Below are 13,576 nucleotides of genomic sequence, written 5' to 3'. Positions count from 1 at the left end.
CTTAAAGCACTGCTTTAAGCGAAGTGCAAGAGAAGGCGGGGGATGAGGGTACTAGTCACGTATAAAAAACGACTTTGAGGGATTGATACACTTAAGAGTTTTGAAATTAATCTTTAGAAAATTCATGGCTTTAATGTGTTTTATAAATAAGTTATTATTTGGTCAATAATTAATATTTCAAAATGAGTTTTTGTATGGTAGATCCTTCATTGTCAGCTCTATTTAAAGTGATAAATAAGCCACTTAATGATCTTTATGATTTTGTAAAAAAAGAAACCAAATTTCATCTTGAAAAACAAAAGTTGAATGATATTTCTGGGAAGTTAGAAAGTAAAATAGAGAATATAAAGAAGGTAAAAACAATCTATAAAGGAGATGAAGCTATTGATTTAAATTTATTTTATTATCCACCCTATATTAATAGCGATAAGGGGTATATAAAAGCTGAAACTATAGAAGATATTTCATTAAAAAATTTCGTAATTGAGGGTGTTGCAGGTCAAGGCAAGTCAATTTTATTAAGATATTTGACTTATAGGGAATATCAAGGGGAAAAAAGAATCCCAATTTTTATTGAATTAAGAAAATTAAATGAAAAAGCTGAGATTTTAAGTCATATAAAAGAAGCAATTAGTTCATGGGTTTTTTCAGTTAGTGATGAATTATTAAATTGGGTGTTAAAATCTGGAAAAATTGTTTTATTGCTTGATGGTTTTGATGAGTTAAAAGAAAAAGATGTATCAAATGTAATTAAAGATCTTGAGAGTATTAGTCAACAATATCCACAAACTCAAATCGTAATAACTTCACGACCAGATAATGCCATTCAATCGAGTAATTTTTTTAAGGTACTAAGTATAAGACCTTATGATGATGATGAAATAATAGGTTTAATTAGAAAACTTGTAGATGATGATGACTCATTCGACAATCTTGTAAATGCTTTGCAAGAAAGCCCATTAAAAGTTGATGAGTTATTAAAAACTCCTTTAATGGTTACTCTTTTTGTAATGACTTATAGAGCAAAATTAATTATTCCTGACAGTCTTTCCAAATTTTATGAAGAGTTATTTAGTGTTTTAATTTATAAGCATGATCGAACTAAGCCAGGATACCAGAGAGAATTTAAAAGTAATTTAAATGAAAGTGAGCTACAAGAGTGGTTTGAAATTTTGTGCTTTATTTCTAAAAATGAAAATAAATTAATTTTTAATAGTAGACAGGATCTTTTGGAATGTATTAAAAAATCAATAACTAAGAAATTCCCAAAAGAAGATCCTTCAGCTTTATTGGAAGATATTAGTAAAAATTTATGTTTAATTATTCGTGATGGTAATAACTACAGTTTTATTCATCGCTCTATTCAGGAATTTTTTGTGGCTTCTTTTTTTAAGAAAAGGCCTCAAGACTTAGCTGAACAGACTTATAAACTATTAGATGAAAAAGGAAAAAAATATAAATCTGAGATTAGATTTTTATCAGAAATTGATAGTTATAGATATAAAAAGTATTTATTAAAACCATCATTAGAGTGTTTTTTTGAAATTTATCCTAACCTTGAATCTTTTAAAAATAGCTTAAATGTTTCTTTAGAGGAGGGGTATGATGTTTATCATTTGGAAGCAGATTTAGATAATTCACATGAAACTGTGAACTATGTAGAAGCAACAATTTCGATGGTAGATATTACTCAAACCTTAGATGATAAGCATGGTAATTATTTATATCATTTATTGTATGATCACTTAATTTCGTGTCGGGAAGCATCAAGTGCAATTTTTATTAATCTTAATAATTATGGTGTAAATAGATTTATGCAAACTATGCCAATTTTAGATCATGAAATCAAAATAAATAAAGTGTCAAAATTTTTTCGTAATGAAAATAGTAACTTAATTGATAATATTTATAAAAAATTTGAAAAACAGCTGCAAGAATGTAAAGTTGAAATTGATAATCAGGAAGATCAAAGTTTCCTAGATTTAATATGAAAAAAACCCGCTCTAAAGCGGGTTTTCTTTTAAGAAAAAATCAGATTAACCAATCAATTTCTTCATTAATCCGTTCACTTGCGCAGGGTTCGCTTTACCTTTTGCTGCTTTCATGACTTGACCAACCAGACCATTGAAAGCTTTCTCTTTACCAGATTTATACTCTTCAACCATCTTCTCGTTGGCAGCAAGCACTTCCTTAATAATCGCTTCAATCGCACCTGTATCAGTTTCCTGTTTCAAGCCTTTTTCAGCAATAATCTCGTCCGCAGATTTGCCTTCTTCCCACATAAAGCCGAATACTTGCTTCGCGATCTTACCGTTAATCGTGTTATCCACAATACGCGCGATCATACCGCCAAGTTTTTCCGCAGATACAGGAGAATCCGCCAAATCTAAGCCTGCTTTGTTTAGCGCCCCTGAGAATTCGCCCATCACCCAGTTTGCAGACACTTTACCTTGTGCAGCGCCGCCAGCAGCAGCGACGACTTCTTCGTAAAACTCTGACATTTCACGTGTAAGCGTTAAAACGTGTGCATCGTACTCAGTCACACCAAAGTCCGCCACGAAACGTGCACGGCGTGCAGCAGGAAGCTCAGGCATGGTTGCTTTAATGGCTTCGATTTGCTCATCAGCAATCACCACAGGCAACAAGTCTGGGTCAGGGAAGTAGCGGTAATCGTTCGCTTCTTCTTTAGAACGCATTGAACGCGTTTCCATCTTTACCGGGTCGAACAGACGCGTTTCCTGATCAATGGTGCCATCCCAGTCCAGAATTTCCATTTGACGTTCAATTTCAACATTGATCGCTTGTTCAATGAAACGGAATGAGTTGAGGTTTTTCAATTCACAACGTGTACCAAACGGTTGACCCGGACGACGTAACGACACGTTACAGTCACAGCGGAACGAACCTTCCGCCATATTACCGTCGGAAATGCCTAACCAGCGCACAAGCGTGTGAATCGCTTTGATATAAGCAACCGCTTCTTCAACCGAACGCATATCTGGTTCAGAAACAATTTCAAGTAGTGGCGTACCGGCACGGTTTAAATCGATACCAGACATGCCTTCAAACTGGTCATGAATCGATTTGCCTGCATCTTCCTCTAAATGCGCACGGGTTACGCCAATGCGTTTAACCGTGCCATCTTCAAGCTGGATGTCGATATGACCCAAGCCCACAATCGGGTTGTCCATCTGGCTGATCTGATAGCCTTTTGGAGAATCCGGGTAGAAGTAGTTTTTACGCGCAAACACAGAAGCCTGGTCGATGTAAGCATCGATACCCAGACCAAAGCGAATCGCAAGATCAACCACTTCTTTGTTCAATACCGGCAATACGCCCGGCATGGCCAAATCAACCAGGCTGGCTTGGGTGTTTGGATCATTACCAAAAACAGTCGATGAACCTGAGAAAATTTTGGTATTGGTGGCAAGCTGAGTGTGAATCTCGATACCAATAACGACTTCCCAGCCATCAATCAGGTTGGATTTCGGTTTAGCCGATTTTTGAGCTTGAGCCATTATGCGTTCTCCTCAGCAATTGCAGCGCGTTGTGTATGCCAATCTGTGGCCTGTTGATACTGATGTACCACAGACAACAATTGAGATTCTGACCAGTAAGTACCAATCAGCTGTAAGCCAACTGGCAAGTTGTTCTGGTCAAAACCGACAGGCGCGTTAATCGCAGGAAGACCTGCCAGGTTTACCGCAAGCGTATAAATATCGCCCAGGTACATTTCAACTGGCGTTAAATCCGCACCAATTTTATAGGCAGTCGTTGGCGCAGAAGGTGCTGCGATGACATCGACAGATTCAAATGCTTTGAGGAAATCTTGCTGGATCAGGCGGCGTACTTTCTGTGCTTTTACATAGTAAGCATCGTAATAACCTGCAGACAGGGCATACGTACCAATCAGGATACGGCGTTGCACTTCTGCACCAAATCCTTCTGAACGTGAACGCTTGTACAGGTCCATCAGGTCCACCGGGTTTTCTGCACGGTAGCCATAACGCACGCCGTCATAACGTGACAGATTCGAAGAGGCTTCAGCAGGCGCGATCAGATAGTAAGTCGGCACATAGCTTTCTGTCATATCGAGATCAATCTCAACCAGAATTGCGCCCATGTCTTCCAGTTTTTTTAAGGATTCTTCAACCCGTGCTTTTACGTCTGCATCCAGACCTTCCACATTGAAGTATTGCTTTGGAATACCGATGCGCAAACCTTTTACAGATGTGGCGTTCAGATTTGCCACATAGTCATCAACGTCTTTGTCCATTGAGGTTGAATCTTTGGCATCATGGCCGGCCATCACATTCATCAGGTAAGCACAGTCTTCTGCCGAACGTGCCATCGGACCGCCTTGATCCAGTGATGAGGCATAGGCAATCATACCGAAACGTGATACTCGGCCATAGGTCGGTTTAAGGCCGGTCAGGCCACAGAATGACGCAGGTTGACGGATAGAACCGCCGGTGTCAGTACCAGTTGCAAACGGAGCAAGATCGGCTGCTACAGCTGCTGCAGAGCCACCTGAAGAACCGCCAGGGACATGACCCAGGTTCCAAGGGTTAGCCGTTGCGCCGTAGTATGAGTTTTCAGAGGTCGAACCCATTGCGAATTCGTCCATGTTCACTTTACCTAAAGTGACCAGGCCCGCAGCTTTGCCTTTCGCTACTACGGTCGCATCGTAAGGAGAGATAAAATTGTCCAGCATTTTAGAACCGGCAGTGGTCTTGATGCCCTGGGTACAGAAAATGTCTTTGTGGGCAACTGGCACACCAGTCAGGGCAGAGGCATTACCAGATTTGATTGCAGCATCGGCAGCATCAGCTTCAGCCAATGCCTGTTCAGCAGTTACCGTCACATAAGCCTTGACCTGTGCATCAATTTTTGCAATGCGCTTTAAGTAGTGTTCAGTCAATTCGCGAGATGAAAACTGGGCATTTGCCAGACCTTCACTAAGTTCACGAATAGATAAGCGATGTAAATCTGTCATGAGAAATAATTCTTTACGTTTAATTTAATAAAAAGAATGAACTGGGTAGTAATTACTCAATCACGCGCGGTACGAGGTACAAGCCATCCTGAACAGCTGGTGCAACTGCTTGGTATTGCTCACGATGATTGGTTTCGGTAACCACGTCATCACGTAGCGGCTGAGGGTGGTCGAAAGGGCTTTTCAGGGGTTCAACACCATCGGTATTGATGCCTTTCAGGGTTTCCATCATGCCTAAAATTTTATTTAAACTTTGAGCATATTCAGCAGATTGCGTATCATTGAGAGATAACCGTGCAAGGTTGGCAATAGCTGAAACTGTTTCTGCACTTAAATCTGCAGAATGCTGTGCATCCGATGTAGACATAATATTACCTAATCAGTATTAAAAAAATTCAAATTATCATGCGTTATGATAAGCGATTGACTTGTCCAAATCATCACATTTAGTTAAAGTGGCCACCTTGCGTCCATATAAAGTTTAACTGAGAACGTCCCCGTGATTCTAAAACGACTAATAGGCTTGTTTTCGCCCGATCTTGCCATTGATTTAGGTACAGCAAATACACTTATTTATGCGCCAGGACGAGGCATTATATTAAATGAACCGACGGTTGTAGCCATCCGTCATAGTGGTTCACATAAAATTGTTGCGGCAGTCGGTCTTGAAGCGAAGCAAATGCTAGGTCGTACCCCAGCCAATATCTCAGCGATCCGTCCGATGAAAGACGGTGTGATTGCGGATTTTGAAGTCACTGAGACCATGCTGAATCAGTTCATTCGCAAAGTACATGAAAACCGTTTATTTACTCCGGCACCGCGTGTCGTGGTCTGTGTGCCATGTAAATCGACCCTGGTTGAGCGCCGTGCCATTCGTGAAGCCGTGTTTAATGCGGGTGCACGTGATGTGCGTTTAATCGAAGAGCCAATGGCAGCAGCGATTGGTGCAGGGATGCCAGTCGAGCAGGCTTGTGGTTCGATGGTGGTTGATGTGGGCGGTGGTACCACTGAAATTGCAATTATCTCGCTGCAGGGTTGTGTTTATGCCGATTCTTTACGTATTGGCGGTGATGTATTTGATGAGCAGATCATTAACTATGTGCGTAAAGCGCATGGCTGTGTGATCGGCGAAACCACGGCTGAAGTGATCAAAAAAGAAGTGGGTATGGCGTTGCCAGATGAAGGCGCTAAACCGCTTGAAATTGAAGTTCGTGGCCGTAACCTCGCAGAAGGTGTGCCTCGCGCAATCGTGGTTAATTCTGACGAAGTTACCCAAGCCATTTCTGATCCATTGCAAAATATCGTTGCTGCGGTGAAATCGGCACTAGAACACACGCCTCCTGAGCTTTCTTCGGACATTGCCGAACGCGGTATCGTGTTAACCGGTGGTGGTGCATTGCTGCGTAACCTGGACAAGCTGCTGGCTAAAGAAACCGGTTTGCCTGTTGTGGTTGCAGAAGATCCACTGTCTTGTGTGACACGCGGTGGCGGCAAGGTCCTCGAATTTTTCGACAACCCAAATCATGACATGTTATTCGTAGGCTAAGAAAAGGATCCGGCGGGTGCAAGCACATCTGTTTTCTCGACAACCGCCATCTTTTCGCTCTTTTATCATTGCATTGGTGACATGCCTGGTGGTGCTTTTCTTTGATTGGCGCATGCCACATGTTGTTCAACCTGCAAGGGATGTCTTGTACGCTGCTTATAATCCTATTTATGCGGTGGCCAGTTATCCGGTATTGTCGCGAGAGTGGTTAAATCAACAAACCAAGTCTGAAGCTCAGTTGCGCCGGGAAAATACCGCGATGCAGGCCGAGCTGTTACAGGCACAGGTACGCTTACAAAAAATCTCTGAACTTTCTGCCGAAAATACCCGTTTGCGCGGTCTATTGGACACACCGCTAATCATTGATGGACGTATCGAAATTGCGGAAGTGATTGGCACCGATGCCGATCCATTGCGGCATATTATCGTGATCAACCGGGGTGCTAAAAGCCAGCTAAAAGTCGGGCAAACGGTACTGGACGACAAGGGTATCATGGGACAGATTATCAATGTCTATCCGCATAGTAGCCGGGTCATGCTGCTGTCTGATAAAGAGCATTCACTGTCAGTGCGTCTGGAACGTACGGGCATGCGTGCCATTGTCTCGGGCACAGGTGATCTGGGACGTTTGAAAATGGAATATGTGCCGACCAGTGCCAATATCAAGGTCGGTGAAAAAGTCTATAGTTCGGGCTTGGGACAACATTTTCCGGCAGGTTATCTGGTGGGGCAGGTGTCTAAAGTACAACGGCATAATTCCGGAGAGTTTGCCCAGATTGATGTCACACCTGCCGCCCAGCTGGCCGGTGGACATCACGTGGTGGTGTTATTTTCCGATTCATTAGCGATGGAGCAACCGCATGTCAATCGCTAGGATGAAGTCTAGAAAGCATCGTGATCCTTTAATGGCTATTGTCATTTCGGTGATTGTAGCTTCCATTTTAATGGTCTATCCACTTTCCTATAATCTCTCGGGCTGGCGTCCGCTGTTCATGCTGATGATCATGCTATTCTGGGTGCTGTGCCAGCCAACCTGGTGCGGAATCTGGTTTGCCTTCGGCACCGGTATTTTTATGGATTTGCTGCTAGATGCCCCCTTGGGTCTGAATGCACTCAGCTTTATCATTATCGCCTTTTTAGCCCGTTTTCTGACCCGCGAACGCCGTATCCTGACCTTCAATAATCTCTGGGTGATTATGGGGCTGGCGATTGTGGCGTATTTGCTGATAATCTTTTTTGCCCAGATTATGGCCGGGATGCAATTTTCTTTTGCACGGCACTGGATTCCGATGCTCACCAGTATTCTGGTCTGGCCAGTAATTTATTATATGCTGAAAAAATGGCGCATATAGTTCTAGCTTCCAGCTCACCACGACGTCGCGAGTTGTTACAGCAACTCGGGCTACAATTTGATATTTATAGTCCAGAAATTGACGAATCGGTACAAGAGGGCGAGACAGTCGCTGCTTATGTCGAGCGTCTGGCACGAGCCAAAGCGGATGCCGTGGCCGAACGCTATCCGGATGCCATCATTATTGCTGCGGATACCAGTTTAGGGGTCGATCAGGAGATTCTGGGCAAACCTGAATCTAAAGAACATGCGATTGAAATATGGACAAAAATCTCTGGTCGATGGCATGATGTGTATAGTGGCGTCTGTGTTCGTACAAAGTGTGAAAAATACAGTATAGTGGTGCGTACACAGGTCGAATTTCAAATCCTGAGCGCTGCAGATATGGAAAGTTACTGGGCGACAGGTGAGCCTTTGGGTAAAGCCGGGGCTTATGCAATTCAAGGAATTGCTGCACGTTATATTCCAAAAATACAGGGCAGTTATTCCAATGTGGTGGGCTTGCCCTTATATGAAACAGTACAGTTATTACAGACGGTTAAGGCACTAAATTAACTGCTGAAAAAGAATTCTTATAATGTTTTGAGTGTATTTATGTCTGACGAGTTGTTGATTAACGTCACACCGATGGAATGTCGGGTCGCGTTAATTGAAAACGGCACGGTCAATGAACTGTTTGTCGAGCGTACCGCCAAGCGTGGTCTGGTAGGAAATGTCTATAAAGGAAAAGTGGTGCGGGTTTTACCCGGGATGCAGGCCGCTTTCGTAGATATCGGACTCTCGCGTACTGCATTTTTGCATATCAATGATATGGTCTGGCCACGCAATCAGCCAACCCCGAATGTTTTTGAGCTACTGCAACCGGGACAGACCCTCACTGTTCAGGTCATGAAGGATATGCTCGGTACCAAAGGCGCACGCCTGTCTACTGACCTGTCTATTCCTTCACGCTATTTGGTCTTGATGCCATATGGCAATCATATTGGGGTATCGCAACGGATTGAATCCGAAGAAGAGCGTAATCGTTTGCGTTCTATCATTGAGCGGATTCAGGTGGAGCACAAGCTGCCGGGCTCAGTGATTGTGCGTACTGCGGCAGAAGGGATTGAAGAAGAAGCCATCGCGCAGGATATGGCTTATCTGGCCAAACTCTGGGAATACATCCAGCGCAAGCAAAAGATTATTGCGGTACCTTCTTTGATTTTTGAAGAATTGCCTTTGCCGCAACGCGTCATTCGTGATCTGGCCAATGAAGAAACGGCCAAAATTTATGTAGACTCACGGGAGATTCATGCCAAGCTGCAGGAATTTGTCGAAGAATTCGTTCCGAACATGAAAAACCGTTTGCTGCATTATCCGGGGGAACGGCCAATTTTTGACCTGTATAATGTCGAAGAAGATCTGCAGAAGGCATTGCAAACCCGGGTTGCGCTCAAGTCTGGTGGCTATTTAATGATTGACCAGACCGAAGCCATGGCTACGATTGATGTCAATACTGGCTCTTATGTTGGTGGCCGTTCGCTGGAAGACACCGTCTTTAAAACCAATATGGAAGCGACGCAGGTTATCGCACGTCAGTTACGTTTGCGTAATCTCGGTGGCATTATCATCATTGATTTTATTGACATGCAGGAAGCGCAGCATCGTGAAGAAGTGATGAAACAGTTTGAACGTATGCTGGAACGTGATCATGCCAAAACCAAGATTACTCAGGTGTCAGAACTTGGCTTGGTGGAAATGACCCGGAAACGGACCCGTGAATCGCTGGAGCATCTGCTGTGTGAGTCTTGTCCGACCTGTCAGGGGCGGGGTTATGTTAAAACAGCCGAGTCAGTATGTTACGAAATATTCAGGGAAATTCTACGCTATGCCCGTGCTTATGAGTCACAGAGTGGCTTTACTGTTGTCGCGCATCCAGCTGTTATTGATCGCTTGTTAACAGTGGAAGCGCCGGCTGTCGCTGATCTGGAGCATTTTATTAATCGCGTGATTAAGTTCCAGGTGGAAAATCTCTATACGCAAGAGCAATACGATATCATTCTCAGCTGAAATTGTAACAGAATATCGTTAAACACTTGTTACATCTGAAATTTTACATCGGGGCCTTTATTTACAATACTAGATGCATGAATTAGCCAAAGCCGTTTCTCCCAGTTTCAGGCTTAGCAAAAGGAGTGTGTGATGAATATGAGTAAAGCAGTAATCAATAAAGGCCTAAAACACGTATTAGAACCAAAGACTGTACATGCAGGCTATATCGTAGATGAACGCGGTAATGAAGTTCAGATTACCGCAAGTATGATTCGTAGTGCCTGTCATCAATTACTGCAACAGTGCCGTACCATTAAAAGCTGATGATCTTGTTTTCGGTTTTCTAAGCGGGCAAAAATCATTTGAAGAGATTTTCTTCTACCTAGGAAAATCCTCCAAAAATTCTAAAAAAATCAGAAAGATTTAAAAAATAAAGAAAAGGGACCAATCTGGTCCCTTTATTCTTTGGCAAGGACTGGCAAAAATTATCATTCTCTTTGTCAGCCTGGCTATTTTATTTATTCATCTGCGGTTAGCTCACCGCCTGTAACTTTGGGGCGGGTTCGCCCTGTATAATGAATTCAAATCGTTGAATTTCTTCTTCAAGATGCGTTAGCAAATTCTGCATTTTCGGCAAGGCATTCCGACATGCGGTCAAGCCAACTTCCAGTTTGTCTAAATAGCTGGTCATGGTGATATTGAGTGCCTGACCATCGAGCACAATGGAGGCAGGATACAGCGCTTCAAGGCGCGCACCATTCCAGTAAAGTGGTTCTTGTGGTCCTGGCACATTGGAAATAATCACGTTAAAAGCCTGACGTGTCGGCATTAAACCGGATGCAATATTCAGACCTGCTGCACCATAAACAAAGGCACTATAGTTTAGAATCTGATTGGCATTCATACGTTTAAAGCGCTCTTTGGCACTGAGTACACTGCGACGTACGATCTTGAGCCGTTCCAGCGGGTCTTCTTTATGGGTACCCAGATTGGCCAGAATCATGGTAATACGGTTGGATATATCGGAATCATCACTGCGCAGCGAAGCCGGAACCATAGCAATTAACGGTTTTTTCGGCAGGGCATCTTGTGATAATAAATATTCACGTAATGCCCCAGAGCAAATGGCGAGGACAATGTCATTAATGGTCACGCCTAATGTCTTGGAAATATGGCGTAAACGTGAAAACTCAAAAGACTGGGCGGCAAAACGACGAGAAGCACTGACGCGTTGATTCAGAATACAGCTTGGCGCCTGAAAGCTGGACACATAATCTGGATTACGCCCCATATCTTTCATGACGGTTTGCGACAGCTCATAAGCGACTCGCGGCACGCATTCCAATTGTCCTTTAATGGCTTGCAAGACATTTTTAAAGCCATTCACTTTGGGTGCTTTCAGGCGTTTGGCACGTGGCCCTTCTACACACCACGGCGGTACAATACTCTTGGCATGGGGGTCAAATGAAAGTGATTTTTCTACCAGACGCATGCCGGCAATTCCATCCACCATGGCATGATGGATCTTGAAATACATGGCAAAACGGTTACCTTCAATACCTTCAATGATATGGCAGGTCCATAAAGGTTTGGCGCGATCAATCAGGGCACTATGTTCTTGTGAAATATAGGTGAGCAGTTCACGGATACGGCCCGGTTTTGGCAGCGCAATATGACGAAAATGATGATCTAAATCAAACTCTTGGTCTTCATCCCAAAATAATCCGTTTAAATAGTTGTTAAAAGGTGGAATAGGGGTAGATTTTGAATTTTGAATATCCCTCACCAGATTCTGAATAAAAGAAGTGGGTGCATTATCGGGAATCTGGAATAAAAATAGCCCACCTACATGCATAGGCTGCTGTCGTTTTTCTAAAGTCAAGAAAATAAGATCAATCGGGTGTAATGGACGCATAGCGTAAATTGCCTCACTGCAGTTTCTTCAGCTGCTCTGATCCGAACAACCTTGTTAGAATTATTAATATAGACATTACAAAGTATAGCGGTTTTGTCGTGGAAAGGTACTGATTTTTCTGTAGATGTTTCGTTTACAAAAAAACCACCGATGAGTCGGTGGTTATGCTAGATCACTTTTTCAAGTTGCCGGCATGCAGCCCGCATTCTTTGTGGGTGGCCTCTTCCCACCACCAGCGACCTTCACGTTCATGCTGATTTGGCAGGACAGGGCGGGTACAGGGTTCACAGCCAATTGAAACGAAACCTTTTTCATGCAGGGCATTATAAGGCACTTCCATCATGCGGATATAACTCCAGACATCAGCACTGGACCAGTTTGCCAGAGGATTGTATTTGATTAGCTGCTTTCCGGGACCGGAAAAACCTGGATCTGCCTGAACTACAGGAATTTCATTGCGTGTGCCCGGGCTTTGGTCTTTACGCTGACCGGTAATCCATCCGTCCAACGTGGCCAGCTTTTTACGTAGTGGCTGAACTTTGCGGATTCCACAACATTCCTGGTGACCATCCCGGTAAAAACTGAACAGGCCTTTTTCAGTAGTCAGTTGCTGGATAGCCTCAGTTTCCGGGAAACAGATCTCAATATCAATATTATAATGCTGACGAACCTTTTCAATAAACTGATAGGTTTCTGCATGTAAACGGCCAGTATCCAGACTGAATACCCGGAACGGCTTCCCCAGATGAGAGGCCATATCAATCAATACCACATCTTCGGCACCAGAAAATGAAATCGCGATTTCACCTTGCTGGCTCAGGGCAAGTGCCAAAATTTCATTAGGTGATTTGTCTGCATATTCGGAAGCAAGTGCATCGATACGATCAATAGTAGGAATAATGGTCATGAGAGTCCTGGCGATATAGGCTTGGAAAAGACATGGCCTATATAAATTAATTTCACCTCTATTTTAATAGAATTGATTAACCAGACTTATCACTAAAAAATAAATAGTTATGAAAAAAATAGATTTAAAAAAGTACGGTGCAAAATCTGTTTCTTCAGCTATCATAATGCAAATTTTTTCAATACAACTCAGAGGGGATGTTCATGGAAGTCGTATGTCTAGATTTAGAAGGCGTGTTGGTTCCAGAAATCTGGATTAACTTTGCAAAAAAAACCGGTATTAAAGAGCTTGAAGCGACGACTCGTGACATTCCTGACTATGATGTACTGATGACTCAACGTCTGAATATTTTAAAACAGCACGGTTTAGGCTTGAACGATATTCAGGAAGTGATTGCAGAAATGGGTCCTTTTCCAGGAGCAAAAGAATTTGTGAAATGGGTGAGCACACACTTTCAATTGATTATTCTTTCAGATACCTTCTACGAATTTGCTCATCCACTGATGAAACAGCTGGATTGGCCAACTATTTTCTGCCATAAACTGGAAACAGATGAAGCAGGAATGATCTCTGCTTATAAACTTCGTCAGCCGGACCAAAAACGTCAAGCGGTAAAAGCATTACATGGCTTGAACTTCCGTGTGATTGCAGCAGGAGATTCTTATAACGATACCACGATGCTAGGGGAAGCAGATCATGGTTTCTTATTTGCCGCACCTGAAAACGTTATTGCCGAATTCCCGCAATTCCCGCCAATTCGTGGTTATGATGCCTTGAAAGAAGCGATTCGTAATGCTTCAGTACGCGATATTCCAGCTTAATGAATCAAC

Annotated in this window: 13 protein-coding genes; 8 read left to right on the top strand and 5 right to left on the bottom strand. The window is 43.0% G+C overall.

The genetic code is table 11. The features are described from left to right. The first annotated feature begins 194 nt into the window (after positions 1-194). Positions 195-1,991 carry an NACHT domain-containing protein gene (locus H9629_RS11485; protein ID WP_064095718.1) on the top strand — a complete coding sequence of 599 codons (1,797 nt, stop codon included), beginning with the start codon at positions 195-197 and terminating at the stop codon, positions 1,989-1,991. Between the two features lie 45 nt (positions 1,992-2,036). Here the strand turns inward: H9629_RS11485 and gatB are convergent, their stop codons facing one another. The 3 genes from gatB to gatC are packed head-to-tail and all read right to left on the bottom strand — an operon-like array spanning position 2,037 to position 5,363. After that, positions 2,037-3,518, bottom strand: a complete 1,482-nt coding sequence (gene gatB / locus H9629_RS11480; RefSeq protein WP_191731107.1) for an Asp-tRNA(Asn)/Glu-tRNA(Gln) amidotransferase subunit GatB — start codon at positions 3,516-3,518, stop codon at positions 2,037-2,039. Next, positions 3,518-4,996, bottom strand: a complete 1,479-nt coding sequence (gene gatA, locus H9629_RS11475) for an Asp-tRNA(Asn)/Glu-tRNA(Gln) amidotransferase subunit GatA (protein ID WP_064101593.1) — start codon at positions 4,994-4,996, stop codon at positions 3,518-3,520. Before gatA ends, gatB begins: the two co-directional genes overlap by 1 nt. 52 nt (positions 4,997-5,048) lie before the next feature. After that, positions 5,049-5,363, bottom strand: a complete 315-nt coding sequence (gatC, locus tag H9629_RS11470) for an Asp-tRNA(Asn)/Glu-tRNA(Gln) amidotransferase subunit GatC (RefSeq protein WP_064095715.1) — start codon at positions 5,361-5,363, stop codon at positions 5,049-5,051. A 132-nt stretch (positions 5,364-5,495) separates the two neighbouring features. On the opposite strand from gatC, the gene H9629_RS11465 reads away from it, so the two are divergent. The 6 genes from H9629_RS11465 (at position 5,496) to H9629_RS11440 (ending at position 10,248) form a co-directional block, all read left to right on the top strand. Next, entirely contained in the window at positions 5,496-6,542 is a 1,047-nt protein-coding gene (locus H9629_RS11465) for a rod shape-determining protein (RefSeq protein WP_064095714.1), read from the top strand. Positions 6,543-6,558: 16 nt separating this feature from the next. Continuing rightward, on the top strand, positions 6,559-7,416 hold the full coding sequence (mreC, locus tag H9629_RS11460) for a rod shape-determining protein MreC (RefSeq protein WP_064101592.1): 858 nt from the start codon (positions 6,559-6,561) through the stop codon (positions 7,414-7,416). Next, complete coding sequence (gene mreD / locus H9629_RS11455) at positions 7,403-7,894, top strand: rod shape-determining protein MreD (protein ID WP_064101591.1); 492 nt, start codon at positions 7,403-7,405, stop codon at positions 7,892-7,894. The genes mreC and mreD overlap by 14 nt, the downstream gene beginning before the upstream one ends. Continuing rightward, on the top strand, positions 7,882-8,448 hold the full coding sequence (locus tag H9629_RS11450) for a Maf-like protein (RefSeq protein WP_144724652.1): 567 nt from the start codon (positions 7,882-7,884) through the stop codon (positions 8,446-8,448). The genes mreD and H9629_RS11450 overlap by 13 nt, the downstream gene beginning before the upstream one ends. Before the next feature lie 39 nt (positions 8,449-8,487). After that, positions 8,488-9,942 carry a ribonuclease G gene (gene rng, locus H9629_RS11445; protein WP_064101589.1) on the top strand — a complete coding sequence of 485 codons (1,455 nt, stop codon included), beginning with the start codon at positions 8,488-8,490 and terminating at the stop codon, positions 9,940-9,942. A gap of 132 nt (positions 9,943-10,074) precedes the next feature. Next, positions 10,075-10,248: a PA1571 family protein gene (locus H9629_RS11440; RefSeq protein WP_171255259.1), complete on the top strand. Its 174-nt coding sequence runs from the start codon at positions 10,075-10,077 to the stop codon at positions 10,246-10,248. Positions 10,249-10,456: 208 nt separating this feature from the next. Here H9629_RS11440 and H9629_RS11435 read toward each other — a convergent pair whose 3' ends face one another. Then, positions 10,457-11,839 carry a WS/DGAT/MGAT family O-acyltransferase gene (locus H9629_RS11435; protein WP_064095709.1) on the bottom strand — a complete coding sequence of 461 codons (1,383 nt, stop codon included), beginning with the start codon at positions 11,837-11,839 and terminating at the stop codon, positions 10,457-10,459. A 172-nt stretch (positions 11,840-12,011) separates the two neighbouring features. Beyond that, on the bottom strand, positions 12,012-12,746 hold the full coding sequence (locus tag H9629_RS11430; protein ID WP_064101588.1) for a phosphoadenylyl-sulfate reductase: 735 nt from the start codon (positions 12,744-12,746) through the stop codon (positions 12,012-12,014). Positions 12,747-12,949: 203 nt separating this feature from the next. Between H9629_RS11430 and thrH the strand changes: the two genes are divergently transcribed. Continuing rightward, positions 12,950-13,567: a bifunctional phosphoserine phosphatase/homoserine phosphotransferase ThrH gene (gene thrH / locus H9629_RS11425; RefSeq protein ID WP_191731106.1), complete on the top strand. Its 618-nt coding sequence runs from the start codon at positions 12,950-12,952 to the stop codon at positions 13,565-13,567. Positions 13,568-13,576 lie beyond the last annotated feature (9 nt).

Origin of the sequence: Acinetobacter pecorum, assembly GCF_014837015.1 — a bacterium.
GTDB lineage: Bacteria > Pseudomonadota > Gammaproteobacteria > Pseudomonadales > Moraxellaceae > Acinetobacter > Acinetobacter pecorum.
This window is presented reverse-complemented; position numbering and strand designations above follow the sequence as displayed.